The sequence below is a fragment of the uncultured Maribacter sp. genome, assembly GCF_963974015.1.
Classification (GTDB): Bacteria; Bacteroidota; Bacteroidia; order Flavobacteriales; family Flavobacteriaceae; genus Maribacter.
The window spans coordinates 247,959-273,437 of record NZ_CAXBBZ010000002.1 but is presented as its reverse complement, the minus strand read 5'-3'; the positions used below and the strand labels follow the sequence as shown (position 1 = coordinate 273,437).

Sequence of the window (25,479 nt, the reverse complement as noted above, 5' to 3'; positions counted from 1 at the left end):
ACTTGCAACTTTATAACGTATTTAAGAAACTGGTCAAATCTGTTTTCTTGTCCAGGCCAAGTTTCTTTTTCAGACGATATTTTGACTTTAAAATACTATCAGGTAGTACATTTAAGGTGGCCGCAATCTCTTTGGTGGTCAGATTCATTCGTAAAAAGGCTGCTAAACGTATTTCTTTTTCTGAAATATCGGCATATAACGTCTTTAATTTTTGGTCAAAGTCGTTATGAACATCGGCAAAGTATGTTTTAAAAATTTCCCAATCTTTATCTGAGGCATTTTCCTTTTTTAAGAGCATTACAATACGACGAAATTCCATTTTAAACTTTTCAGGGGAGTTTTTAATGTTTTCCAAATTATCCATCAATTCTTGTATAAAGGTGTTTTTCTGAACAAGATGGAGTGTCTGGCTGGCCAATTCTTTTCGTTTATGCTCTATTTCCTGTTTGTAAATCTCTTCCTGTTTTTCCCTGGCGATACGATTTTTCTTCGTTCGTTGACGAAATCCAAAAACGGAAATTACAAACAGGGCGAGGGCAGAGGCCATTCCGCCAGCATAAAGTCCTTTTGTTAATTTGTCAACTTTCGCCTTTTCATTTAAGGTTTTGATTTCTTCTTTTTGAAGTGCAATTTCAGCTTCTTTTTTCTCGATTTTGTAGATAGTTTTTAATTCTTCTATTTGTTCGGTCTTTCTCTCATTAAGTAAACTATCATTAAGTGCTTGGAACTCATTTAAATCTAAATATGCTAAATCATTATAATTTAATTTATTCCTAATGTTTGCCCTGATCATCAGGGCATCCCTCAAAGTTGGTAATGCTTCAATTTCCCTTGCTATTTGAATTACCTCATTAATACTTTTCAAAGCAAGTTTATAATTGTTTTTGGCAATATTAAGATTTGCCATTTCTTTATGAGCTTCGGTCAAATCAAACTTTATGTCCTCTTGTTGGGCTATTTGAATAGATTCATCTAAATAAGTTTCTGCCCTTTTAAAGTTCTGTTCGTTATAATCTAGCCTGGCTAATCCATTAAGGTTTTGGGCAATCATAGACCGAATATTCATTTCTCTTGCTAATTGTATAGATTCTTGTAACAAGTTGCGTGCAAGCGGCAAATCTTTCAGCTGTTCAGCTGCTAAACCAGCAGCATTAGCAGCAAAACTATGATAGATTTTGTCATCATTCCGCTCGTAAATTGTAATGGCTTCTAGAGCATATTCGAGACTCGTTTTATAATTACCTAATTGGTATTCAATATCAGCCAATTGCTTTAAGGCATCACCCTTTCTAACTATATCGTCAATACCTTCAAAAAAGCGCAAAGACTTTAACGTATTTTCTAGGGCAATCCTATAATTTCCTTTTTCAAAATATATACCTCCCAAAACTTCATACTCCGAGCCTCTTAGGTCAAAATTTCCTAAATCTGTATTCTTTCGATTTTCATCAGTATACATTTCTAATATAGAATTGGTTAGCTCAATAGCATTGTCAAAATCACCTTTTTCTCTTTCAATGGTCGCCAGGGAATGAAGTGCAAATATTTGGCCTTTAACAGAATTCATATTTTTAAATTCCTTCAGTGCTAAGTTGTGATAAAATGATGCTGAATCATTTCTGGATTGGTTATAATAATAATTCCCGAATTGTAAGTAACCATTGGCCACCCCTTTTTTATATCCGATTTTTCCTGATAGGTCTTGTGCTTGTTTTGCATAAATGAAAGCTTTTTCATTATCCATAAACATCATTCTTTCGTGAATTCTAGATAAAACTTTTGCTTTCAGGGTATCCTCAGGTAACGATGCTGCATAATGAATTAAGCTATCCAACTCTTTTTGTCTATCCTGAGCTTGTAACCATATACCAGAGAACAATAGTATTAATATGGTGAATTCGGTTGGTTTCATAAATTTTGATTTAAATAACTAACTCAAGTTAAGGATAATGCATTTTTTAAAAAAGGTGATAAAAGAGCTAAAACCTTCTTGTCCATACTAAGTCCATACTATTTTGAACACTTTTTTTAAAAAAAAAGATGGGAAGTCCTATTCTAATTGATGTTACATAGATTTGGTGTATTTGTAAAAAACAGTGTGGTCCATTTCTGAAGTCTAAAACTTTTGTTGTATCTGTCCATAGTTTGTCCATAGTTGAAATTATATAAATAATTGATTACTAGATATTTTTATGGTGTTGAATCTATAAAGTCAAGAAATTATGAAAACAATTATGCAACAATTTAAATTATCAAAAACGGGGTTCGCTCTATGTATTTCCGTTCTAATCATTTCATGTGGAAAGGATAGTATTGAGCCTATATTGGAAAACGAATCAGTAACTGGAGTAGAGGCAGACAGTATTAATGCCTACTTGACCAAGCTCACCTACAACCCGGACGAATTATTGAATATTCAATCCAATACCGGTAAAAATGTTAATGAAGGAAATCCAGTGAAAGACACGAATTTAGGATCTGTTGAAGAATGTAGAACAGATGATTATAGTATCCGTTCGAATTTTGAGGATGTGGCAATTTTTGATCCCACTTTGGGAGTAGTTTACCCTGGAGCTTTAGTTATAGGTAATACGGAAATGTTAGACGGTGCGCCCGAGCCCTTGCAGATTCAAAGAGCGCCTATGAAGTTACGTTTAGATTTACCTGGAATAGGGGAAAGGGGAACCTTAACTGTGGAAAATCCTACATTCACTAATGTACAAACGGCAATAGATGATGGTCTGGAGTATTGGAACCAAGAAATTGCACCGCAAGGGTACGAAATAGCCTCTAATGCATTTTATGAATCTACCACTGCCTATTCTTCACAACAAATGAGTTTAGATTTAGGAGTGGGAGTGGAATGGGCATCTGGTTCTTCATTCGAGTCTCAATTTAGTTATGATAATACCACCACCAAAAGAGTCGCCGCCATTCTATATCGTCAAGTTTTTTACGAGATAGTTATGGAAACGCCAGAAACCCCAGCACAGGTATTTGGAGCGCAGATAGATTTGTCTCAAGTGAAATCTGCTGTGAGCTCATCAACACCGCCTGCCTACGTAAGTTCCGTACAATATGGTAGAATTATAATGGTACGTATGGAAACCACTAGCACAGAAACAAGTGTAGAATTAGATGCCGCTCTTGAGTATGCAAGTATCGGCAAAGATGTTGACGCTTCTGTTGAAGCGAAGTATAGATCTATCTTGGAGAAATCGACGATAAACGTAGTTACTATTGGTGGCAATGCCGAAATCGCTTCAAAAGTGATTACCGGCAGTGATGTTGCGCAATCTGGGGGACTTAATTATGTTATATCGGAAGGGGCCTTGTACAGTCGAGAAAACCCAGGAGCACCCATTGCATATACCGTTAAATATTTAAAAGATAATAGGGTTGCGAAGATGGGTTATAATACCGATTATAGATTGGAAACATGTAATACTTATGCTTATGACCATGAAAGTTTAGATGTAGATAATAATTCTATTTTTGACATTAGATTTAGATTTATCTATAAAAGCCGTAACGGAAATAATACTACCGTAGGTGGGTACACAACTGTTAACAATGGCCAGCGGAAGGTTGTAAGTCCTCCAAACGGAGCTCATGATGTTAAAGTGGAATTCCAGTTTCAAGATGCTTTTGTATGGACCAAATTTGGAGATACGAAAAGCTACGGATATATAAGCTCACAAAAATGTTTTGAAATTACCAATGATGGTATTTTACAAGGATTCCGCATTTATTTGACCCCAGTTTCATGTAATTGAAAAACAGAATAGGAGTTAGCACTTGGCAGCTGGCCGCTCAGGTTGGGTTCAACAACTTGATGCCGGCTGTTTTAATAATAAAATTATTATTCCATGTACAATAGAGTATAAATATAAGGTGTTTAAAACTAACAATTATCGTATACGATTACATGTAACTACTTTATAACCATTGTTATATAATATTATTTTTTCTTTTCAACCATTTCAAGTTGGTCCACACTAACATTGGTGGTGAAGATTCCATAATTTACAACAGCTTTGTTTTTTTCAAGTTTATCGATACTACCAACAGCTTTACCATCGGTCATACGAACTCGGTCTCCAATGTTAAAAACTGGGCGAGGCTTGTTCTTTTCTTTATAAATAGCTTTTTTCTTTTCGACCTTCTTCTTTTCTCGAATTACCTCAACTTCTTTTTGTACTTCTTTTGCCACTTGAACTTTTTTAGTACGTTCAGCTTTTGCTTGATTAGCCGTTTTCTTTTTACGCTTACTATTTTCCGTTTCTACGATACGTAATAATTCCGAAACCAAAGGGCGTTTCTTATGGTCCTGAAAATACTTATCTGCCGCAACATTCACTTTGTTCCCTAATTGAATCATTCGCTGGTCGTGGTCGTACAGTTCTTGATAGTTCTCCAATTTTGACTTGACCTTCGCATTCAATTTTTCTAAACGCTCGTTTTCTTCTCGTGCTTTTTCCTCTTCCTCCTTTAATCTAGAGCCAGTTTCAACCATTTTACTACGCTCTTTTTGCAGTTTGGCTATCGTAGCGTCAAAACGAACCTTACCACGCTCAATCTTCTTCTTGGCCTTATTTATAAGCGAGTAGGGGATGCCATTCTTCTGGGCAACCTCAAATGTAAACGAACTACCGGCCTGCCCTAAAATCAATTGAAAAGTAGGTTCAAGAGTTTTTCCATCAAAAAGCATATTAGCATTCGTTACATGGGGTAACTCATTAGCAAGGGCTTTAAGATTCGCATAGTGGGTTGTGATTACGCCAAATGAACCACGTTCGTAGAATACTTCTAAAAATGCTTCGGCCAATGCCCCACCTAATTCTGGATCACTTCCCGTACCAAACTCATCAATTAAGAATAGTGTTTGGTTATCACATCGTTTCAAAAATTGGTTCATGTTCTTTAATCGATAACTATACGTACTTAAATGATTTTCAATACTTTGATTGTCACCTATATCGGTTAAAATTCTTTTAAAAAAACATACTTCGCTACGTTCATGAACAGGAATCAAAAGACCACTTTGTAGCATTACCTGCAGTAAACCTATTGTTTTTAGGGTAATACTTTTACCACCTGCGTTGGGTCCTGAGATAACAATAATGCGATTTTCGTTATGTAATTCTATGGTCTGAGGGAATGTCTTTTCACCTTTACGTTTATTGTTTAAAAAAAGCAATGGATGAAAAGCGTCTCGAAGATATAGACGATTATTGTTATTTATTTTTGGCAATATAGCATCAATATCTTCAGCGTACTTAGCTTTTGCCGCGATAAGGTCTACTTGGGTTAAATATTCCTGATAGTCTTTTAAAAGCGCTCTAAAGGGCCTTATTTGGCTTGTGAGTTGCTTAAGAATGCGTTGCACTTCTTCTTTTTCCTCAAATTCTAAATTATTGAGTTCGCGACTATACTTTAAGGCCGCTTCCGGTTCAATATATACAATACTACCGGTTTTTGAAGTTCCCATTACAGCCCCTTTTACTTTTTTTCGGTGCATTGCTTTAACCGCTAAAACCCTTCGATTTTCTACGACGGACTCTCGAATTTCATCCAAATAGTCGGATGCTTGGTACGTATTTAATGCGGAGGCAAAACTTTGAGTAATTTTGCCACGTACCTGATTTATTTGTCTTCGAATGCTAAAAAGTGAATCAGAAGCATTGTCTTTAACCTCTCCAAAACGGTCAATTACATTATTGATTAAATCTGGTATTTGCGTATTGGGTTCTAATCTAAATACGAAATCATTAAAAAGCGGATAATAATCTTTGAATTTTTTAAAGAATTTATGGTGCAAGGCTACCGTGGTACAAATACTTGCAATACGTTTAAACCCTTGCAATTCTAGAGTGGTATTCTCAATTTTTAGAAGTCTAAGGTCTGCATTAATACTATCGAAACCATGTATTGGAATACGATTTTCACTTATTAGCGAAGAAAGGTATTCTGCTGTTTTTCCTAGCTCTAATTTAATCACTTCATCAGTAGTAAATGGAGCAATTGCTAATGCGGCTTCTTTACCCAATTGTGTATGGCAACGAGCAGATACTTGTTTTAATACTGATGGAAATTCTAAGTCTTGTAATGTTTTGGGATGTATGTTCGCCACGTTATGGTATAATAAGCCGCAAAGGTACGGATTGCCACTCATATGAGAAAAACAGGATTACCGTTAATACTCCAAAAAATATCCCTATCCTAAACTGAAATATTCTAATAAACGTTGTTATTAAATTTGCTTAGTTAATTTCAAAGATCAGTTTAATGAAGTTTAAAATCATCGAGAACACTAATTTTGGTATTACTAAGCATAATTTATACTATTTATGGATTTAACATTACCATCAAGTTGGGAACACTATTTAAAATCTGAACTTGAAAAGCCATATTTTAAAGAACTTACCGAATTCATTACAAAAGAATATGATGAATATACATGCTATCCAAAAAAAGCAGAGATATTTTCGGCTTTTGAGCATTGTTCTTTTTTAAATGTTAAAGTGGTTATTATAGGGCAAGACCCATATCATGGGCCTAATCAGGCAAATGGTTTATGCTTCTCAGTTAAAGATGGAATAAAACATCCACCTTCTTTGGTGAATATTTTCAAAGAAATAGAATCAGATTTAGGAGTGGTCTATCCTGAAAGTGGAAATTTAGAAAGATGGGCCGACCAAGGTGTTCTATTGCTAAATGTTACGCTTACAGTTAGAGCGCATGAGCCAGGAAGCCATCAAAAGAAAGGATGGGAAAAGTTCACAGATTCAGTAATATCAACATTATCAGAAGAAAGAACGGATCTTGTGTTTATGTTATGGGGAGGTTTCGCTAAGAAAAAGGCTAAATTAATTGATTCTAGCAAACATCACATACTCACATCTGGTCATCCATCGCCTTTAAGTGCTAACCGTGGATATTGGTTCGGCAACAACCATTTTTCAACTTGTAACAAAATATTGAATGATTTAGGCAATAAATCTATTATTTGGTAAGTTAGTTATTTAGATTTTTTCTAACTTTCAGAAACAATCTCTTTTTAGAAATAAATATACACTCATAACTAACAATAAATTCATGAGCAATTTAGGTAGGTTGAATTCAATATTACTAGTAGATGATGATGAGGCAAGCAACTTTTTGCATTCAATTTTTATAAATAAATTGGACTTAGATGTAGAAATCAATTCTGCGCTCAACGGTCAAGAAGCACTTGATTTTATTTTAGGTAAAGGGCAAGACGAATTAGAATTGCCATGTATGGTAATGCTTGATTTAAGAATGCCAATTATGGACGGATGGCAGTTCATGAAATCGTACGAAGAGTTGGTGCCAAAAAAGTTAAAAGAACAAATCACGATAGTTTTGGTTACGATCAGTGATAATCAAGAAGATAAGGATAGAGCTGTAACCAATGAATTCATTGCCGATTTCTCTCAAAAACCTTTATCCGATGAAACATTTAAAGAATTAATTCAAAAGCATTTTAATTTAGCTACGATTTAAATTAATTTAAAATTTTTGATATGGGAACGTATTTATCTATTAAATCTAGCTCTTTCAACGTTTCTTGAATTTTCATCAAAGTGTCTTCTGGTAGTTGCTTCTGGCTCCATTCGGTTATTTGTAGCCATTCTTGAATATCTTCTAATTTTTGATGATAGCGATTTGCTAAAGTAGAATCTATTCGAGGGATCTGCTTAAATTCTGCGGTATACATATTAATGATTTCTTGAATATGTTTTACCAAACTCTTATTTTCTGATAGAAATTCATCAGTTCCTACCAATACAAAACATGGCCAAGGCGTAGGGCAATTACCTAAATGTCTAAAAATACCGCTATCAACCAATGGTTTGGTTGTAAAACGTTCCCACATAAAATAGTCCGATTTAGCAGTGGATAGACTTTCTACTGCACCATTTAGGTTATTTACTAAATTGAAATTCAGTTTTTCTGTATTCCAACCCATTTGTTTGGCCTGTACATAGGCCATAAGATGACTTCCACTGCCAAAACGACTAATAGCAGCTGTTGTATCTTTTAATTCTTCAAGCGACTTATAGGTGCTATTGGCATCTACATGAATACCCCAAAGCAGGGGAGAGGAGATATATTCTTGAATAATCTTGACCCTATTTCCTTCTGTAATACTTTTTACAATTCCTTCAGTAAGAATAATGGCTAAATCGGTTTTTTTATTTTTTAATAGATCACACATTTTACCGGTACCTTCAGGTATATCCGTCCATGTTAAATCAATTCCTCTTTCTTCAAAAGCACCTTCTTCAATGGCTAAATGCCACGGTAAATTGAAATGTTCGGGTACCCCAATAATTTTAACGGTTTTCATTTAGTTTATTTAAAAGTGGTTGAAATAGGCATATTTTTATCAATCTGGAGTTGTTTCCTTATTGAAGTTTACTTTGGTTTTTTATTAATTCAAATTTAAAATTATAGTTTTTTAATGGTCATTGGATTCTGTTGTTGAAAAATTTCTAAACGCACAATTAAACAAAACTTATTTAAAAATTTAAATCAAATATATGATTTTATTAAAGTTACATTAATTTACTTAAAGTGATAGTTTATAAAATGAAATCAAATGGTTAGGTGATTGTACCCTTTTAATTTGGAATTTGCTCTATTTCCTACTTCTTGTAATACACGCCCATTTAGGTATAGTCGATTCATATCTCTATGCTCTAAATTATTCTTTTTCATGGTAAGCTTTGCGTGAAGATAGGACTACTAAATTGAAATTTGTTCTAAATGCATGTTAAGCCAACCGTTCAAGACAGAACTTAATCAACTCATCGACTGACTTTGTCGGATTACTAGAAAATTCACCGGTCGACCTATTGGCTAAAATACAATTCATCGAAACTGCCTCATGACCTAGTAGCTGAGAAAGGGCATAAATACCGGAAGTTTCCATTTCTAAATTGGTTAAAGACAGGCCTTCGTACCTAAATGACGATAATTTTTCCATTAATTCCATTTGACTGGGCTTTAGTCTTAATTGGCGCTGTTGTGGTCCGTAGAAGCCTGTATTTGTTGCTGTGAATCCTAATCGTATACGATTGTCTTTGAAAATTCCTCCTAGTTTTCCCGAATAATTAAGCACATATGGCCTTGCTTTTTTTTTATCCCAAGAGGTATATGCGATAAAAGCTTCTTCAATTTGGACATGGCTAAAATTTTCATGCTCGTAAAAATGTAATAGTCCGTCGAAACCCATTGAATATTCGCTCATTAAAAAAGAATCTACGGGAATCTCTTTTTGAATGGCACCACTCGTACCGATTCGAACAATTTTTAAGGGAGTATGATTCTTTTTTATCGTTCTAGTCTTGAAATCAATATTAACCAAAGCATCTAGTTCATTTAAAACGATATCAATATTATCTGTGCCAATACCGGTTGAAATGACCGAAATTCTTTTTCCGTTCTTATATCCGGTATGAGAAACAAATTCTCGTTTTCCCTTTTTAACTTCAACACTATCAAAATGACCAGAAACCTGGCTAACCCTATCGGGGTCACCTACGGTAATAATAGTGGTGGCTAAATCTTCTGGGAGTAAATTAAGATGGTATATGCTTCCATCTTCATTTAAAATAAGCTCAGCAGGCTTTAATTGCATGCTATAACTTTAAAATTCTGTTCGAATCGGTGTTGTAAAGAAAATTATACTTTAATGCACCTCCTAAATACACATCATTATCTTGAATACACGAATAATAACTTGTTTTACCTTCTAGAATTTCTTTACCTTTTTTGGACAAACGAACAGGATTCAAGCTTGTTATTAAAGGTTTTAAGCGGGTTATTGCCCTATCGTACTGTGTGTCGGCAAAACCTAAATTCCCTTGATTTTTAAGGATAACCTGCATGAACTCCGTCTTTGATTTAGGTTTTTCATTAAGAGCCAAACGTAATATGGTATTTTCCATATTATTTAAACCGTTTGTAATACTTGGAAACCTTTTTAAGTGTGACTTTACTGCATCACCTAAATAATCGAACTGATAATCTTTAAAATCGGTTAAATTCTCTAAGCGTATAGGGTTATTGCTACAGTATAATTGCCAAACATAGTCTGCATACTCAGCATCGTCTTGTGTTAATTCTTTTTTATTATTGTATAAATTGAGCAATTGTTCATCTGTAAGCTCGTTCAGACTATACATTTTATCAGTATCATCTTCTTTGCCACTACAAACTAAAGAAATTTGAGCATATTTACGATGTGTTAATAACCAACTGATTACCGCAAGCATGTTCACTTGACAAAAAAGGTCATACTCAAACCACAATATAATTTGGTCTTGCTGCTTATGGCTACATAATGATCGATATTCTTTTAAAGTCTTTTCAATGAACCACGATTTAGAAACTTTATAATTTTTATGAAGGAATTCGAATCTTGCTTTCCAAAATGTTTCTGTTCCAACGGTTGGTAGAGTTTTACCTTCACATAGCATCTCGTTCCATGTGATTACATCGCCATCGAGGTTTAATTTTTGGAGACGTTGGGTAAAATTATCCCCATTGGTAATGTGTAAAAGAGAACTCATACCAGTTTGATTTAGTTTGATTGGATTAAAAATAACACTTATAACAACGTTATAAAATAATTTAACAGAAAACAAATAGAAGTTAACATATAAACGATTTGAATTTCTTACCCACCTACACGTTTGACTTTGAATCCTTTATCTTTTAAAATGGTCATGATTTTCTCGCGATAATCCCCTTGAACAATAATTTTATCATCCTTAAAACTACCACCAACACTTAATTTGGTCTTTATTTCTTTTGCCAACTTTTTAAAATCCTCATTAGCGCCTGTATATCCTTCTAAAATTGTAATCGGTTTCCCCTTACGTTTTTCATACTTGCAAATAATAGGATCGTCTTGTAACCAGATTTTATTTTCATTCTCCTTTTCGGATGGAACATCTTGCGGTTCATGATCGGGAAAAAGATTCTTTAATTGGTCTTTTAAGTCCATTGGTATAGATTAAAAAAGTGAATACCCTAAAATTATAGAAAACCCTCCGAATTCAGAAATTAAATCATCGTCAGTCACATTTGCGAACACTTCTCTTTTTCCAAGATATCTCCCCTCAATACTAAATTTATTAGATATATCTATTCCAAATCCAAAAGCAGGGCTAATATTTAATCCAAATTCAATTCTAGGTGTAGTTCTATTAAGATTTGGATAGGTAAGGTGAGAATTAAAGGGAAGATCTGCCAAAATTGAAGCATTCAAAAATGCTTTTACTGATTTAGATAAAAAAATATAATGTCTAATTCCGATAGGTAATTCAATAGATGAGTATTTTACCTCTGCATTATATGTTACACTATTAAAATTGGTTGTGGTCTGTGATTCGGTTTCATTTGAATACTCTTGGTATGTCGGCTCAATAATAATTGACCATTTATTTTTATTGAAAGGTAAGATTGCCTCTATTTCAGTTCCAACACTAAAAATGTTTTGTGTTCCGAAATTTGCATTAAATGCTTGAGCTCCGGTTGATTTAACCTCATAAGAAGTATTGTTTAATCTAGGCCTTATTTTAAAATTTAATTTAATTTTATTTGTTGAGGCAGTAACAATATAGTTGGATGGGTCGTTACATGAATTGTAATCATCAAATATTTTTTTCAATGATTTCTCGTCATATGATAAATTTTTAATACGATTAACCACGACATCATCACATGTTAATAAATTTAATAATTGTTGTCTAAACTCATTGTTTTCCGCAACATGGATATTCTGTTTTTTATATCTTTTGTAAACTAATTGAAGTGGTTCATCATTATTAATAGAATAAAAAAAGCGAATTAAATTACCTTCCTCATAAACATATAAATTAGCTGATCCTGCTACGAGTTCTTTTAGGAATAATTGTTCTTTGCTAAAATTCACCTCTCGTAATCCATCTAATTCAGACACCTTGTTAGAAGATCTATTAATGTTTACGGTTGTTTTAATATATTTAGAGCCATTGTAAACCCTGAATTCTTTAACATTTAAAATATTTTCTGTACTTATTTCGCCTAAAGTTGTGGTTTTATATTGAAATGACTTAGGGTTGTTTTTCCAATCCAAATTTTTAATTAGACAGTCAGTCTGTTGACCGCTATTGTCAATAAAATATCCTTTTTCAAACGTTATTTGCCCAAAAGTTGATATACATGTGGAAATTAAAAATAGAAAGAAAATAGTGGATTTAAAGTAGGAACTTTTCATGATAGATTTATTTAAAAGAAATAGAACGGAAAATTCCTACTTAAATTATTCAGGTTTCGACTACTTCTTTATTAATCCTAATTCAATCAATCGCTCATGCAAAAACTCACCTGCAGTAATGTCGGAATACAACTTAGGATGCTCCTCATCAATACAGTTTTCTAAACAGTTTAAAGGCATTTCACTTACCGGATGCATAAAAAATGGAACAGAATATCTAGAAGTTCCCCAAAGTTCTCTTGGCGGGTTAACTACTTGATGTATGGTAGATAATAACTTATTGTTGGTTAAACGCGAAAGCATATCACCTACGTTGATCATTAATTGATCAGGCTTGGCAATAGCATCTACCCATTCTCCTTCGTGGTTTTTAACCTGTAAACCTTTACCATGAGCACCCATTAATAAGGTAATCAGATTAATATCGCCATGTGCTGCGGCCCTCACTGCATTTTTAGGTTCTGATGTAATAGGTGGGTAGTGTATAGGTCGTAAGATTGAATTTCCATTCATTATATAATCATCAAAATAGAATTCATCTAGTTTTAAATGTAATGCCAGTGCACGTAAAACATATTTTGCTGTTTTTTCGAGCATTTTATAGGTTTCCTTGCCTACTTGATTAAATTCTGGAAGTTCTTTGACGATAACATTGTCTGGGTACTCTTTCTCCAATTCAGGATTGTCTTCCACATACTGTCCGAAATGCCAAAATTCTTTTAAATCCCCTTCTTTTCTACCTTTAGCATGTTCTTTTCCAAATGAAGTATATCCACGTTGACCACCAATACCTTCTATTTGGTAACCAGCTTTTATCTCTTCAGGTAAATTGAAAAATTTTTTAATTTCTGCATATAATGAGTCTACCAATTCATCAGAAAGAAAATGTCCGCTTAAGGCAACGAAACCGATGTCTTCAAAGGCCTTGCCAATTTCATTAATAAACTTTTGTTTTCTTTTTGGATCTTCCGAAAGAAAATCTGACAAATCAACACTAGGTACCAAGCTCATGTTTTTATGGAATTTATGTAAAATTAATAATTATTACGGATTTACGGCAGTGTTATAAATGATACTTGATGAACGCATTTTTGTTACATTTATATTTTATTAGCAAATTATATACTCTTTATGAATTATAAACCTTTTCAAGTAGCTAACGATATTAAGATAACCCTTTTTAAATCAATGCTTAAGCCTCGTATGATTGAGGAGAAGATGTTAATTCTTTTGCGTCAGGGCAAAGTCTCTAAATGGTTTAGCGGTATAGGGCAAGAAGCTATATCGGTAGGGGTAACCAGTGCATTGAATGGTGATGAGTATATTTTACCGATGCATAGAAATTTAGGGGTATTTACCACTAGAGAAATACCATTGTATCGACTCTTTACACAATGGCAAGGTAAGGCAAGCGGCTTTACACAAGGGCGCGACCGAAGTTTTCATTTTGGCACACAGGAGTTCAAGATAATAGGAATGATTTCTCACTTGGGACCACAGTTAGGTGTTGCAGATGGTATTGCCCTTGCACATAAATTGCGAAATGAAAAAAGAGTAACCGCTGTATTTACAGGTGAAGGAGCAACTAGTGAAGGTGATTTTCATGAAGCATTAAATGTTGCTGCCGTGTGGGAATTACCTGTTTTGTTTTGTATTGAAAATAATGGATATGGATTATCAACACCTACCAATGAGCAGTTTAGATGTGAAAACCTGGCCGATAAAGGAATTGGTTACGGAATGGAATCTCATATTATTGATGGTAATAATATTTTAGAAGTATATACTAAAGTATCGGAATTGGTAGAGGATATGCGAAATAATCCTAGACCGGTTTTACTTGAATTTAAAACCTTTCGTATGCGCGGACATGAAGAAGCTAGTGGTACCAAATATGTACCACAAGAACTTTTAGATACCTGGGCAGAGAAGGATCCTTTAGAGAATTTCACTTCTTTTTTAAAGAAAGAAAAAATACTTACAGATGACATTATAGATGGTATTAGAACTGAAATTCAAGCCGAAATCGATGAACATTTACAAAGAGCATACTCCGAAGAATCGATAATTCCTAATGAAAGTAAAGAATTAAGTGAGGTATATCAAAATTTTGATTATAAAGATAATACACCTAGTATACATACTAAAAAAATACGTTTAATCGATGCGATTTCTGACGGATTAAGAGCATCAATGAAAAAGTTCGACAATCTTGTTATCATGGGGCAAGATGTTGCTGAATATGGAGGGGTTTTTAAAATTACGGACGGTTTTGTTGAAGATTTTGGTAAGGAGCGTGTACGTAATACGCCAATTTGTGAATCGGCAATAGTATCTGCTGCAATGGGGTTGTCAATAAATGGCGCCAAAGCCGTAATGGAAATGCAATTTGCCGACTTTGCCAGTACTGGTTTCAATCCAATTGTGAATTATTTAGCAAAGAGTTTTTACCGATGGGGAGAAAAAGCTGACGTTGTTATACGTATGCCGTGTGGTGGTGGTGTAGCAGCTGGTCCTTTTCATTCTCAAACCAATGAAGCTTGGTTTACTAAAACCCCAGGACTTAAAGTGGTGTATCCAGCATTTCCTTATGATGCTAAAGGTTTACTGGCAACTGCTATTGAGGACCCTAACCCTGTGCTATTTTTCGAACATAAGGGCCTATATAGAAGTATGTATCAAGAAGTGCCGGTCAATTATTATACGCTACCCTTTGGTAAGGCTAGTCTTCTTCGAGAAGGTACTGCTATTACTATAGTTACGTATGGTGCTGGAGTTCATTGGGCATTAGAAACTTTAGATAATAATATAGAAATTCAGGCAGACCTATTAGATTTACGAACCTTGCAGCCTTTAGATATTAATGCTATTTATGATTCCGTAAAAAAAACGGGGAAACTTATCATACTACAAGAAGATAGTTTATTTGGAGGTATTGCAAGCGATATTTCAGCTTTAGTAATGGAAAATTGTTTCGAATATTTAGATGGACCTATACGTAGAGTAGGTAGTTTGGAGACTCCAATTCCATTTGACTCAAAATTAGAACAACAATACCTTGCAAAATCTAGATTTGAGTCTGTTTTACTAGAACTTACTGCTTATTAAGTATATACGTTAACAATATTGTTAAAAGAGCCAAAGGGTCCTTAAATTAAGATGCATCTTTGCATTATAGATTGGAATATAAAGGATAGTAATCCATCCAAAAACTAACAATTAACGTATATAGAATTAAACCTAATAAATTTACTTATGAAAAAAATGATTTGGCTATTTAGTATTGTTCTTTTAGTATCCTCTTGCTCTGTTTCAAAAGATGCTCGCGGTAAAAGAAACTTATTAAGCGGCACATGGACATTGAACAATGTTGCTTTTGAAGGTAACACTGGAAATGTAAAAGCAGTTTTATTTAATGACGTTGAAGATATTTGTCTTGAAGGCAGTGAATGGTTCTTTCGCGACAATAACAGTACTGGTAGATATACTATTAGTCCGTCAACTTTCTGTAATGGTGGAGACCGCTACATTAGATGGTCTGTTGTAGAGCGTGAAGAAAATTATACTAGTCAATTACAGTTTAAATTTATCAATGAAAAGAATCAGGATATTTCTGGTGGAGCGGGCTACCGTTTAAATATTGAAACAATAACTGAATATGCAATGATTTTGAAATCTAACGTTATGGTAGACGGTACTGCGGTAAACGTAGTATATGAGTTCACTAAAAAATAATAACCAACTTTAAAATTAAATTTAAGTTTATGAAAACAATGATAATACGTAAAACTAGTTACATAATCGCTCTTGCCATGGTAATGAGCTGTAGTACGGTTAAAAACGCAAATAAAACTCAAAAAGGTGCCGTTATTGGTGCTGCCGGTGGTGCAGTTATAGGTGGTGTTTTGGGTAATAATGTTGGTAGTGGTAATAACACTGCTCTTGGAGCTATTTTAGGCGCTGCTATTGGTGGTGCTGCAGGTGGTTATATAGGTAATAGAATGGACAGACAAGCAGAACGTATTGAAGAAGAAATACCAGGTGCAGAAGTAAAAAGGGTTGGTGAAGGTATTAATGTTACTTTCAATGAAGATGCAGGTGTTTACTTCGCAACCAATAAGTCGAACGTTCAAGGTACATCGGCTACTACTTTAGATAAATTAGTTGGTATATTTAAAGAATATCCACAATCTAATATTTTAGTTGAAGGCCATACTGATAGTGCAGGTGCTGATGAGTATAACATGAATTTGTCTAAACAAAGAGCAGAGTCGGTTACCAATTACTTAATTAGCAAAGGAATTGATGCAAGTCGTTTCGATACTAAATGGTACGGTGAAACTCAACCTGTAGGCGATAATACAACTACGGAAGGTAAAGCAAAAAATAGAAGAGTTGAATTAGCGATTGTTGCTAGCGAGTCTTTAAAGCAAGAAGCAAAGACACAAACCAATTAAGAAACACTTATTTTGGTATTGATTTAAAATAAAAGCCCTGCATTTGCAGGGCTTTTTGTTTTTGGTGTAACTTCCCAATGGTGAAAGAATATGATACACTTATTATAGGCGGCGGTCTTGCAGGGCTTACTTCTGCTATTCATTTGGCTTTAGAAGGTAAGTTTGTTGGAGTATTTGAAATGAACACATACCCGCATCATAAGGTATGTGGTGAATACGTGTCTAAGGAGATATTGCCTTATTTTAATAGATTGGGTCTTTTTCCTGGTTCGGTCGGGGCAGTTGATATTACACAGTTTCAAATTTCTACTCAAAAAGGCTATTTGGTAGAAACAGAATTGCCACTCGGGGGTTTTGGGATAAGTAGATATGCGTTGGATAATTTACTTTACAAACGTGCCAAGGAATTGGGAGTAATTTTCTTTTTCGAAAAAGTAATTAGAACAGAGTTTAAGGATGATACTTTTTCAATTACTACAGCAACTAATAAGTATACTTCCAAAATCGTTTTAGGGGCCTATGGTAAGCGTTCTGTATTAGATAAAAATATGGAAAGGGACTTTAGTCTCAAAAAGAACTCTTGGCTGGCAGTTAAAGCTCATTATCAATCACTTGATTTCCCTAATGAACTAGTGGGTTTACATAATTTTGACGGAGGATACGGTGGACTCTCCAAAACGGAATCTGGCGCAATCAATTTCTGTTACCTTGCGCATTATACAACTTTTAAAAAATATAAAGATATCACCGCTTTCAATAGCGAGGTGGTGGCAAAAAACCCTTTTCTGAATTCGTTTTTATCTAGTTCAAAACCGTTATTTGCTCAACCCATGACCATTGCTCAGATTTCCTTTGATAAAAAAGATGCTGTGGTCGATCATATGCTGATGTGTGGTGATACAGCAGGTTTAATACATCCACTTTGTGGCAATGGAATGGCAATGGCAATTCATAGTGCTAAAATTGCCTCTGAATTGGTAATGCAATATTTTGATGATTCAAATTACGAGCGACATCAGTTAGAGCGTGATTATAAAAAAGTTTGGACCAAAACATTTAGCAAACGTTTATGGTTCGGTAGAAAATTGCAGCGTATCTTAATGAACAAAACAATGGTTTCAATGGGAATCCGTACCGTTGGAAAATCGAAAACCTTGCTAAAATATATTATAAAGAAGACACACGGAGAATTGATAACTTAATGGTAGATTTTACACAACGTAGTACTGAAATTGAGATTATGGATACCTATTCAGGTACGACCAAAGAACTGGATACCATATTACAAGATATTAATAGGGTGAATAGGTTGTTAGGTGGTTATAATATCACTTTAAATGCGGTATTTGAGTTACTTACATTAGAATATAAAGAATCGTATACGATTTTAGATATGGGTTGCGCAGAAGGTACCATGCTGAGAAAGCTAGCTATAGAAGCTAGAAAACGAAATATTCCACTAAAGTTGATAGGAGTGGACCTAAATAGGCAAGGACTGGAATTAGCAACCTTTTATTCGACAGAATATCCCGAAATAACCTATTTAGAAGCCGATATTTTAACTGCTGATTTCTCCCAATATACTATTGATGTGGTAATGACTACGTTGACTCTTCATCATTTCACGGATAAAGGCGTGGTTCAATTTGTAAATCAGTTCAACTCACTTGCTTCTTTAGGTGTTGTTATCAATGATTTAGAACGTAGCCCAATTGCTTACTATTTGTTCAAGGCATTTAGTTTCTTTTTCATTAGGACAGAAATTGCAAAAAAAGATGGTTTGTTATCCATACAAAGAGCATTTAAAAAGAAAGACGTAGTGGGGTATGCAGCTCAAGTAAAAAATGCATCCCACCAAATTGAATGGAAATGGGCCTTTAGATATGTATGGGTTTTAAAAAAGAAGTAGTAGATTGAAGATTAAGAACAACTATGAATCAAACTAGAATTGTAAGTGTCACTAAAGAATTGCCTGAGTATTTTAGATATACCAAGGATATTCTACCCTTGGTTGAATTTTGGTTAAGCGGTCAGGAAGAACGCTTTACGCGTAAGGTCATTAAGATTTTTGAAGGTGCTGCGGTAGACAAGCGATATTCGATAATGCCCCCAGAAGAAGTATTTGTAGCCACCACTTTTGAAGATAAAAATAAAATTTACGTTAGGGAGGCAAAGCGTATGGGAGCAAATGTGCTACGAAACGCTCTTCAAAAGAGTAGCTGGCGAGCAGATTCCATCGATTATATCATAACGGTAAGTTGTACGGGTATTATGATTCCATCCTTAGATGCCTACTTAATCAATGAGCTGGGTATGCGTCAAGATATCGTTCGTTTGCCTGTAACCGAAATGGGTTGTGCTGCAGGCGTGTCAGGACTTATTTATGCCCATAATTTTCTTAAATCTAATCCTGGAAAAAGAATAGCTTTGGTTTCCGTTGAGAGTCCCACTGCAACCTTCCAACTTAATGATTATTCTATGGCCAATATGGTAAGCGCTGCCATCTTTGGTGATGGTGCGGCTTGCGTATTGTTATCATCGGAAGATGATGCTGTAGGGCCTAAGATTGTTGGGGAAGATATGTACCATTTTAAAGATGCGACACATATGATGGGTTTCGATTTGACCAATAATGGATTAAAGATGATTCTAGATCCAGCGGTCCCAGAAACAATATCAAATCATTTTTCGGATATTGTTCACCCATTTTTGAAAAAACATGGAAGCGATATTCATAAAGTCGACCATCTTATATTTCATCCCGGAGGAAAAAAAATAGTACAAACCGTAGAATCCTTATTTGGTGCCTTAGGAAAGAATATAGATGATACACGCGAAGTTTTAAGACTGTATGGTAATATGAGCAGTGCTACGGTTCTATACGTTTTAGAGCGTTTTTTGGAAAAGGATATACCAAAAGGAGAACAAGGACTCATTTTAAGTTTTGGTCCGGGTTTTTCTGCACAGCGAGTTTTAATTGAATGGTAATTAATCAAGAAGATGAAAAATGGATACTAATCTTTGGGCATTGATTTTAGGCGGTAGCAGCGGACTTGGTTTAGCTACTGCAAAGAAATTAGCAAGTCATGGGTATCACATCATAGTAGTTCATAGAGATAGACGTTCTGATATGGTGGATATTGAAACTTCATTTGAAGAAATCCGTTCTTATGAAAATCAACTTATTACATTGAATGCCGATGCTTTAAATGCAGAAAAGCGTTCAGGCATCATTTCCGATATAGAACTCCAATTACCCGAAGGGCATCAAATCAAAGTTTTGGTGCATAGCGTGGCAAAAGGGACATTAAAGCCTATGTATTCTGAAAGTAATTCAACCCTTACTGATACCGATTTTAGAATAACCTTCGATGCAATGGCTTTGAGTCTTTATGATTGGACCAAGGCATTGGTCGCAACTAATTTATTTGCCTCAGATACTAGAATAATTTCGTTTACAAGTGAAGGTAATACCAAGGCTTTACCTAATTATAGCGCAGTATCTGTTGCCAAAGTAGCGTTAGAGGCATTAACCCGTAGCATTGCGTTAGAATTTGCACCAATCGGTATAAAAGCGAATTGTATTCAGGCAGGCATAACGATGACCAAATCATTATCTATGATTCCGGGTTATGAGCAGATTAAGGCGAATGCATTGAAGCGCAATCCTAATAATCGATTAACAACTCCTGATGATGTTGCCAATGCGGTTTATTTGTTGACTACCGATGAAGCAAAGTGGATTACTGGTACCGTAATCAAAGTAGATGGCGGTGAAAGTTTGATTTAAGATATAATCGATGACAATAAAAACATTTCAGTGGATTGTGAATAAATTACCATACTCGGAGCCTTTTCTGTTTGTTGATGAGATTTTAAATGTAGGAGAGAAAAGTTCAGAAGGAATATATACATTTAAACCTGATGCCGCATTTTACAAGGGACACTTTAAGGATAACCCAGTTACACCAGGAGTACTCTTAACAGAGTGTTGTGCTCAAATTGGTCTAGTAAGTTTGGGGATTTACCTTTTGGGAGAAGAAAGTAAGATCGAGGACTTAAAAATAGGGATGAGTAGTTCTCAAATGGAGTTTTTATTGCCTGTTTTTCCCGGAGAAAGGGTTCGTGTACAATCAGAACTTATTTACTTTAGATTTCATAAGTTAAAATGCAACGTTAAAATGTATAATGAAGAAGGTAAACTGGTCTGTAAAGGTATATTGGCGGGCATGATAGGTGTAAATAATGAGTAGACGTGTTGTGATTACGGGGTTAGGAGTATGTGCACCAAATGGTGTCGGACTTGCTGATTTTACCCAATCCTTAAAAGAAGGTAAAAGCGGCATACGTCATCAACCCATCTTAGAAAAATTAGGATTTGGTTGTCAAATAGCTGGTGAGCCCTTGGTGAAAGATAATCGTATAGATGATTATTTTACACCGCTAGAGAGAAGGGGATTAAATGCTACAGGAATCGTATATGGGGTAATAGCCGGAGTAGATGCTTGGAAAGATGCTGGTTTAGAAGGGAATGTGACAGAAGAGCCTTGCTGGGAACGAGGTATACTTTTCGGTACCGGTATTTTGGGGGTAGATAAGTTCAGGGAAGCCATTCACCTTATCGATGAGGGAAATGTTCGAAGATTGGGCAGTACTTCTGTAATACAAACGATGGCCAGTGGTATTAGCGCCTATTTAGGCGGCTTGTTAGGTTGTGGTAATCAAGTAACAACCAATTCCGCTGCCTGTACGACAGGTACAGAAGGCATTATAATGGCATATGATCGTATAAGTCAGGGTAAAGCTGAGATTATGCTGACGGGTAGCTGCAGTGATAGCGGTCCGTATGTATGGGGTGGGTTTGATGCTATGCGTATTTTGCCAAGAGCTTATAATAATAATCCTTCGCAAGCTAGTAGACCCATGAGTGCATCGGCTAGCGGATTTATTCCCGGTAGTGGGGCAGGAGCCCTTGTTTTGGAATCCTTAGAAAGTGCTCAAAATAGAGGTACGCATATTTATGCCGAAGTTTTAGGCGGAGAAATTAATAGTGGCGGACAATTAGGTGAAGGTTCTATGACAGCACCTAACAGTATTGCCGTTCAGCGTTGTATTCGCAATGCCATACTCAATTCGGGCATTAAAGCAAATGAAGTAGATGTAATTAATGGCCATTTGACCGCTACGGCGAAAGACGCGTTAGAAATTGAGAATTGGAGTAAGGCTTTGAATCGTTCGGGAAAAGATTTTCCGTATATCAATTCCTTTAAAGGCTCTATTGGACATTGTTTGGCAGCAGCGGGGAGTATAGAGAGTGTAGCGACTATTTTACAATTTCAAGAACAGGTGGTTTTTAAGAATGTAAATTGTGACGATATTCATACTGAAATACAATCATTAATTTCAGAAGTTTGTATTCCGAGAAAAACTTTGCGCCATATCCCTAAAATAATTGCCAAAGCTAGTTTTGGCTTTGGTGATGTTAATGCATGTGTTATTTTTAAAGCCTATTCCGATTGAATTCGTATGATACTCAATTAAAAAACAAAAAATACCTTTTGGTATAAAAATATAAAAAGATGCTAGAAGAGGATAAATATCAGACATTGAAGGATATTATTAAAATATATCTACCGGAAGATGTAACTGTTGCAGATATTGAGCAGAATAGTCATTTCATGAATGATTTAAATATAAATTCCGCGAACCTAGTAGACATTGTATTAGATGTAGAAGATGCTTTTGATATTCGATTAGAAAATGATGATATGAACCAAATGCAAACCGTAAACGATGCCATGGCAATTATCGATGCTAAACTGAAAAGTAAATAAGAATTTCCTTATTCTCTTTCTTTAATGAACAACGAAGCTAATACCCCTGAAGCCAAAGCTACTGATATAACGGCTAAAGAAACCCACTCTGGTAATTCTATATAATGGGAGAAAAGCATTTTTAATCCCACAAAAGCAAGTATTACAACGAGACTATAGTTGATGTACCTAAATTTCTCCAACATTCGTGAGATTAAGAAATACATTGATCGTAAACCTAAAATCGCCAAAATATTTGAGGTAAATACGATAAAAGGGTCGGCGGTAATCGCTAATATGGCTGGTATGCTATCCAAAGCAAATAGAATATCGGTTAGTTCTATTACTATAAGCGCAACAAATAGGGGAGTAGCGGCATTGACATCCTTTGTTTTTACGAAAAAATCATGACCGTTCATGTTTGACGATACAGGGTAGATTTTTTTAATCATTTTAAAGACAAAAGAGTTCTTAGGGTCAAAATCGGCCTCATCACCTTTCAGCATATTAAATGCGGTATACAATAAGAAAATACCGAAAATGTAAATGATCCATTCAAATTTGGTAATCAATGCAACCCCGAAGAAAATCATTAAAGCTCTAAAAACAATAGCTCCTAAAATTCCCCAGAATAATACCCTATGCTGATACAAAGGGGGAATCTTGAATGAACTGAAGATTACTGCGATGACAAAAATATTGTCGACACTTAAGGAAAGTTCTATTAAATACCCTGTTATGTATTTTAAAACTGCGTTGTTAGGTGTGAGTCCGGTTGGGTTATCAACTATTCCAGAATTGAACAACCAATAGATAACACCACTAAAGCTAAAAGCTACGGTAATCCAAATTACAGTCCAAATACCAGCTTCTTTTGATTTTATAACATGGTCATTTTTGTGGAACACACCAAGGTCTAAAGCAAGAAAAACAAGTACAAAGGCAATAAAAACAATCCAGACTATCATATCATTTTTTTGGAAGTGCAAAGGTATTAAATTTTGACATTTAGAATTTTAATTTATCAAAATGTTTACGGATTGATAATCAATATTTTAACCTAACAAATTTTACCAATAATTTTACAATAGTATAAAGCTTTTGTATCAATTGGAAATCTTATAATAGTATATATAAGAAATTTAATTAGCCAAGTGACACCTAGGTATTATCAAACTGATGATCTATGGTTTAAACGTATTTAAAAAATAATTTTAAGTAAAGTTTTATGGAAGGAAAGTTTAGAAGAATTATAAATTATTTCATTGGATAACCTGTTCAGTTCTATCGATTAATAACAACTTAACAACATAGATATTGATAGTTTAAAATTATAGTGCTACATTTCTAATAGAACAACTGTTGAAATGAAAAAACGAACCTTTTTGGGTGGTGTTTTTGTATGCCTATTATTAGGTATGAACACTACTTTTGCACAAGATATAGATACCATTAATGCTAAAATTAAGAAGAGAACACTTCTTAACCAATTTGAGTCTGATTATGTACTATCTGTTTCTGAACGTATAGCGTTAAAGCAAAGCAGAATTGCATTTCAATATCGAACAAGGGAGATATTGGATTCACTTGACATATCCGATAAAAAAAGAAAGCGCTTAATTGAAGAATTAAAGCGCAATCCGTTTTCTGAAAAAATTCAAAATGTTATTGCAAGTGAAACTAAATCCGATAATAATCTTGAAGATTAAACCTCGTTAAAATGTAGTCTAATGAGATTGCATTTTGGCTTTTCGTTTCTCTAACTGTCTTTGTAAGTCTTCTACCGATGAAGCTATGGAGGCTTCGAAACTTCCTGTAGAAGATTGAGCGAATAAACGCGGTCCAGGGGCACTTAAGCGTATATTACATACCATACCTGTGTCAGGTGATGAAGTATTTTCAGTCTTGAAAAAAACATCGGATTTTACTATAAAATCAAACTTATCCAATAATTTTCCTAATTTTTGGGCAGCCATAATTTCCAATCGGTTGCTTGCTTTTACATCGTCGTATTCAAAATTGATATTCATAGGTTCAAAGTTTAGATTAAGATACTCATTTCAAACCGTCCTAACAACAAAAAAAGCTTAAATAGAAAGCTTTTTTGAGTTAACAACTACTAATCGTTTTGTTTCTAAATTGTTACCTAAGGCATCACTAAATTAAAGTTTAGTTAAACTATAACAAGCATAGCTCATATTTAAACTTCTTATTTTAATTTGAAATAAATTTCCAACATATTCATTTTTTAAAACCTTGCCCGATGGAAAATGAACATGACAAATCTAAATGTTTAGGTAAACTGGAACGTTGTTATAATACGCTTCAATATTTTAGAACCCGAATTGACTGCTACTTATATGAACCTTCGACCATGGCGCTTTTTGAGACTAAAGCGTATCTGAAAGATAAAATAAGGAAACTGGCAGCTGCAAACGAGACCTTATTGGACTATTTAAAATTAACCAATGAACTTTTGCCGGAGCAGTACCAATTGGTAAATTTTCATATAAAGGAAACGGCTGAACTTGAAAGTGATGTTATAGAGTATACCAACAAATCTAGAAAATCTGTTCAACAATCGCTTAACAGGTGAACTTGGTCGTTAGCCTATCAATTATTTCAAATTCTGCATCCAAAAATGTTAAGCTTGAGATTGAAGAAGAACCTATTATTTATGTTTTAGTCTGAATCTAACTATGAAACAGTACAGGTACAAAAGCGCAAAGCATTATTGAGCAAGATTTAGGCATTAGATACGCTTAACCTATCTGCATAAAAACGCCTGCACATGATTAAGCGGATTTAAAAAGAATCTCATACGGATAAATTTCAAAAAACCCTTTTGGTCAATACCTAATTTGAAGATGATATATATCAATAAAAATTTTGAGGATTTGGCATAGTTTTAGTTGAT

The 25,479-nt window shown here is 34.6% G+C and carries 25 protein-coding genes; 15 read left to right on the top strand and 10 right to left on the bottom strand.

Features of this window, described 5'->3' with window-relative positions; translation table 11 throughout:
• Positions 1-10: 10 nt before the first annotated feature.
• Complete coding sequence (locus AACZ41_RS05665; RefSeq protein ID WP_339627383.1) at positions 11-1,912, bottom strand: tetratricopeptide repeat protein; 1,902 nt, start codon at positions 1,910-1,912, stop codon at positions 11-13.
• A gap of 310 nt (positions 1,913-2,222) precedes the next feature.
• Between AACZ41_RS05665 and AACZ41_RS05660 the strand changes: the two genes are divergently transcribed.
• A complete protein-coding gene (locus AACZ41_RS05660; RefSeq protein ID WP_339627382.1) occupies positions 2,223-3,776 on the top strand; it encodes a thiol-activated cytolysin family protein in 1,554 nt (517 codons plus the stop codon).
• Between the two features lie 185 nt (positions 3,777-3,961).
• Here AACZ41_RS05660 and AACZ41_RS05655 read toward each other — a convergent pair whose 3' ends face one another.
• Positions 3,962-6,133, bottom strand: a complete 2,172-nt coding sequence (locus AACZ41_RS05655; protein ID WP_339627381.1) for a DNA mismatch repair protein MutS — start codon at positions 6,131-6,133, stop codon at positions 3,962-3,964.
• A 217-nt stretch (positions 6,134-6,350) separates the two neighbouring features.
• On the opposite strand from AACZ41_RS05655, the gene AACZ41_RS05650 reads away from it, so the two are divergent.
• Positions 6,351-7,016, top strand: a complete 666-nt coding sequence (locus AACZ41_RS05650) for a uracil-DNA glycosylase (RefSeq protein WP_339627380.1) — start codon at positions 6,351-6,353, stop codon at positions 7,014-7,016.
• Between the two features lie 82 nt (positions 7,017-7,098).
• Entirely contained in the window at positions 7,099-7,527 is a 429-nt protein-coding gene (locus AACZ41_RS05645; RefSeq protein ID WP_339627379.1) for a response regulator, read from the top strand.
• 1 nt (position 7,528) lies between these two features.
• Here AACZ41_RS05645 and AACZ41_RS05640 read toward each other — a convergent pair whose 3' ends face one another.
• From AACZ41_RS05640 to AACZ41_RS05615, 6 genes are all read right to left on the bottom strand, one after another.
• Complete coding sequence (locus tag AACZ41_RS05640; protein ID WP_339627378.1) at positions 7,529-8,374, bottom strand: substrate-binding domain-containing protein; 846 nt, start codon at positions 8,372-8,374, stop codon at positions 7,529-7,531.
• 426 nt (positions 8,375-8,800) lie between these two features.
• Positions 8,801-9,667 carry a nucleoside phosphorylase gene (locus AACZ41_RS05635; RefSeq protein ID WP_339627377.1) on the bottom strand — a complete coding sequence of 289 codons (867 nt, stop codon included), beginning with the start codon at positions 9,665-9,667 and terminating at the stop codon, positions 8,801-8,803.
• A 1-nt stretch (position 9,668) separates the two neighbouring features.
• The gene (locus AACZ41_RS05630; RefSeq protein ID WP_339627376.1) at positions 9,669-10,601 is read right to left on the bottom strand and encodes a DUF1835 domain-containing protein; all 933 of its coding nucleotides are present in this window, start codon (positions 10,599-10,601) and stop codon (positions 9,669-9,671) included.
• Positions 10,602-10,708: 107 nt separating this feature from the next.
• The gene (locus AACZ41_RS05625) at positions 10,709-11,038 is read right to left on the bottom strand and encodes a translation initiation factor (protein WP_339627375.1); all 330 of its coding nucleotides are present in this window, start codon (positions 11,036-11,038) and stop codon (positions 10,709-10,711) included.
• 9 nt (positions 11,039-11,047) lie between these two features.
• Positions 11,048-12,292 carry an outer membrane beta-barrel protein gene (locus AACZ41_RS05620; RefSeq protein WP_339627374.1) on the bottom strand — a complete coding sequence of 415 codons (1,245 nt, stop codon included), beginning with the start codon at positions 12,290-12,292 and terminating at the stop codon, positions 11,048-11,050.
• A 60-nt stretch (positions 12,293-12,352) separates the two neighbouring features.
• Complete coding sequence (locus tag AACZ41_RS05615) at positions 12,353-13,303, bottom strand: 2-oxoglutarate and iron-dependent oxygenase domain-containing protein (RefSeq protein ID WP_339627373.1); 951 nt, start codon at positions 13,301-13,303, stop codon at positions 12,353-12,355.
• Positions 13,304-13,423: 120 nt separating this feature from the next.
• Between AACZ41_RS05615 and AACZ41_RS05610 the strand changes: the two genes are divergently transcribed.
• The 10 genes from AACZ41_RS05610 (at position 13,424) to AACZ41_RS05565 (ending at position 22,583) form a co-directional block, all read left to right on the top strand.
• On the top strand, positions 13,424-15,400 hold the full coding sequence (locus AACZ41_RS05610) for a dehydrogenase E1 component subunit alpha/beta (RefSeq protein WP_339627372.1): 1,977 nt from the start codon (positions 13,424-13,426) through the stop codon (positions 15,398-15,400).
• 147 nt (positions 15,401-15,547) lie between these two features.
• Positions 15,548-16,027 carry a lipocalin family protein gene (locus tag AACZ41_RS05605; RefSeq protein ID WP_339627371.1) on the top strand — a complete coding sequence of 160 codons (480 nt, stop codon included), beginning with the start codon at positions 15,548-15,550 and terminating at the stop codon, positions 16,025-16,027.
• 29 nt (positions 16,028-16,056) lie between these two features.
• Positions 16,057-16,749 carry an OmpA family protein gene (locus tag AACZ41_RS05600; RefSeq protein ID WP_339627370.1) on the top strand — a complete coding sequence of 231 codons (693 nt, stop codon included), beginning with the start codon at positions 16,057-16,059 and terminating at the stop codon, positions 16,747-16,749.
• 77 nt (positions 16,750-16,826) lie between these two features.
• Positions 16,827-17,951, top strand: coding sequence for an FAD-dependent monooxygenase (locus tag AACZ41_RS05595; RefSeq protein ID WP_339627369.1), 1,125 nt, complete (start codon positions 16,827-16,829; stop codon positions 17,949-17,951).
• A complete protein-coding gene (locus tag AACZ41_RS05590; protein ID WP_339627368.1) occupies positions 17,951-18,658 on the top strand; it encodes a methyltransferase domain-containing protein in 708 nt (235 codons plus the stop codon). The genes AACZ41_RS05595 and AACZ41_RS05590 overlap by 1 nt, the downstream gene beginning before the upstream one ends.
• Before the next feature lie 23 nt (positions 18,659-18,681).
• The gene (locus tag AACZ41_RS05585) at positions 18,682-19,737 is read left to right on the top strand and encodes a type III polyketide synthase (RefSeq protein WP_339627367.1); all 1,056 of its coding nucleotides are present in this window, start codon (positions 18,682-18,684) and stop codon (positions 19,735-19,737) included.
• Positions 19,738-19,756: 19 nt separating this feature from the next.
• Entirely contained in the window at positions 19,757-20,539 is a 783-nt protein-coding gene (locus tag AACZ41_RS05580) for an SDR family oxidoreductase (RefSeq protein WP_339627366.1), read from the top strand.
• 10 nt (positions 20,540-20,549) lie between these two features.
• Positions 20,550-21,002, top strand: coding sequence for a FabA/FabZ family ACP-dehydratase (locus AACZ41_RS05575; RefSeq protein ID WP_339627365.1), 453 nt, complete (start codon positions 20,550-20,552; stop codon positions 21,000-21,002).
• On the top strand, positions 20,995-22,269 hold the full coding sequence (locus AACZ41_RS05570) for a beta-ketoacyl-[acyl-carrier-protein] synthase family protein (protein ID WP_339627364.1): 1,275 nt from the start codon (positions 20,995-20,997) through the stop codon (positions 22,267-22,269). The genes AACZ41_RS05575 and AACZ41_RS05570 overlap by 8 nt, the downstream gene beginning before the upstream one ends.
• A 59-nt stretch (positions 22,270-22,328) precedes the next feature.
• On the top strand, positions 22,329-22,583 hold the full coding sequence (locus AACZ41_RS05565) for a phosphopantetheine-binding protein (protein WP_339627363.1): 255 nt from the start codon (positions 22,329-22,331) through the stop codon (positions 22,581-22,583).
• Between the two features lie 8 nt (positions 22,584-22,591).
• Here the strand turns inward: AACZ41_RS05565 and AACZ41_RS05560 are convergent, their stop codons facing one another.
• Complete coding sequence (locus AACZ41_RS05560) at positions 22,592-23,530, bottom strand: TerC family protein (protein ID WP_339627362.1); 939 nt, start codon at positions 23,528-23,530, stop codon at positions 22,592-22,594.
• 399 nt (positions 23,531-23,929) lie between these two features.
• Between AACZ41_RS05560 and AACZ41_RS05555 the strand changes: the two genes are divergently transcribed.
• On the top strand, positions 23,930-24,271 hold the full coding sequence (locus AACZ41_RS05555; RefSeq protein WP_339627361.1) for a hypothetical protein: 342 nt from the start codon (positions 23,930-23,932) through the stop codon (positions 24,269-24,271).
• An 18-nt stretch (positions 24,272-24,289) separates the two neighbouring features.
• Here AACZ41_RS05555 and AACZ41_RS05550 read toward each other — a convergent pair whose 3' ends face one another.
• A complete protein-coding gene (locus tag AACZ41_RS05550; protein WP_339627360.1) occupies positions 24,290-24,592 on the bottom strand; it encodes an HPF/RaiA family ribosome-associated protein in 303 nt (100 codons plus the stop codon).
• A gap of 233 nt (positions 24,593-24,825) precedes the next feature.
• On the opposite strand from AACZ41_RS05550, the gene AACZ41_RS05545 reads away from it, so the two are divergent.
• Positions 24,826-25,158 (top strand): hypothetical protein, encoded by a 333-nt coding sequence (locus AACZ41_RS05545; protein ID WP_339627359.1) that lies wholly within the window; start codon positions 24,826-24,828, stop codon positions 25,156-25,158.
• Positions 25,159-25,479: the final 321 nt, after the last annotated feature.

Bases quoted from the DNA above. Each gene is read 5' to 3' on its own strand.
- AACZ41_RS05610 (WP_339627372.1), top strand. From the start codon at position 13,424: ATGAATTATAAACCTTTTCAAGTAGCTAACGATATTAAGATAACCCTT.
- AACZ41_RS05560 (WP_339627362.1), bottom strand. From the start codon at position 23,530: ATGATAGTCTGGATTGTTTTTATTGCCTTTGTACTTGTTTTTCTTGCT.
- AACZ41_RS05640 (WP_339627378.1), bottom strand. From the start codon at position 8,374: ATGAAAACCGTTAAAATTATTGGGGTACCCGAACATTTCAATTTACCG.
- AACZ41_RS05550 (WP_339627360.1), bottom strand. From the start codon at position 24,592: ATGAATATCAATTTTGAATACGACGATGTAAAAGCAAGCAACCGATTG.
- AACZ41_RS05650 (WP_339627380.1), top strand. From the start codon at position 6,351: ATGGATTTAACATTACCATCAAGTTGGGAACACTATTTAAAATCTGAA.
- AACZ41_RS05665 (WP_339627383.1), bottom strand. From the start codon at position 1,912: ATGAAACCAACCGAATTCACCATATTAATACTATTGTTCTCTGGTATA.
- AACZ41_RS05625 (WP_339627375.1), bottom strand. From the start codon at position 11,038: ATGGACTTAAAAGACCAATTAAAGAATCTTTTTCCCGATCATGAACCG.
- AACZ41_RS05575 (WP_339627365.1), top strand. From the start codon at position 20,550: ATGACAATAAAAACATTTCAGTGGATTGTGAATAAATTACCATACTCG.
- AACZ41_RS05570 (WP_339627364.1), top strand. From the start codon at position 20,995: ATGAGTAGACGTGTTGTGATTACGGGGTTAGGAGTATGTGCACCAAAT.
- AACZ41_RS05585 (WP_339627367.1), top strand. From the start codon at position 18,682: ATGAATCAAACTAGAATTGTAAGTGTCACTAAAGAATTGCCTGAGTAT.
- AACZ41_RS05630 (WP_339627376.1), bottom strand. From the start codon at position 10,601: ATGAGTTCTCTTTTACACATTACCAATGGGGATAATTTTACCCAACGT.
- AACZ41_RS05605 (WP_339627371.1), top strand. From the start codon at position 15,548: ATGAAAAAAATGATTTGGCTATTTAGTATTGTTCTTTTAGTATCCTCT.
- AACZ41_RS05615 (WP_339627373.1), bottom strand. From the start codon at position 13,303: ATGAGCTTGGTACCTAGTGTTGATTTGTCAGATTTTCTTTCGGAAGAT.
- AACZ41_RS05635 (WP_339627377.1), bottom strand. From the start codon at position 9,667: ATGCAATTAAAGCCTGCTGAGCTTATTTTAAATGAAGATGGAAGCATA.
- AACZ41_RS05645 (WP_339627379.1), top strand. From the start codon at position 7,099: ATGAGCAATTTAGGTAGGTTGAATTCAATATTACTAGTAGATGATGAT.
- AACZ41_RS05545 (WP_339627359.1), top strand. From the start codon at position 24,826: ATGGAAAATGAACATGACAAATCTAAATGTTTAGGTAAACTGGAACGT.
- AACZ41_RS05600 (WP_339627370.1), top strand. From the start codon at position 16,057: ATGAAAACAATGATAATACGTAAAACTAGTTACATAATCGCTCTTGCC.
- AACZ41_RS05565 (WP_339627363.1), top strand. From the start codon at position 22,329: ATGCTAGAAGAGGATAAATATCAGACATTGAAGGATATTATTAAAATA.
- AACZ41_RS05590 (WP_339627368.1), top strand. From the start codon at position 17,951: ATGGTAGATTTTACACAACGTAGTACTGAAATTGAGATTATGGATACC.
- AACZ41_RS05620 (WP_339627374.1), bottom strand. From the start codon at position 12,292: ATGAAAAGTTCCTACTTTAAATCCACTATTTTCTTTCTATTTTTAATT.
- AACZ41_RS05660 (WP_339627382.1), top strand. From the start codon at position 2,223: ATGAAAACAATTATGCAACAATTTAAATTATCAAAAACGGGGTTCGCT.
- AACZ41_RS05580 (WP_339627366.1), top strand. From the start codon at position 19,757: ATGGATACTAATCTTTGGGCATTGATTTTAGGCGGTAGCAGCGGACTT.
- AACZ41_RS05555 (WP_339627361.1), top strand. From the start codon at position 23,930: ATGAAAAAACGAACCTTTTTGGGTGGTGTTTTTGTATGCCTATTATTA.
- AACZ41_RS05595 (WP_339627369.1), top strand. From the start codon at position 16,827: ATGGTGAAAGAATATGATACACTTATTATAGGCGGCGGTCTTGCAGGG.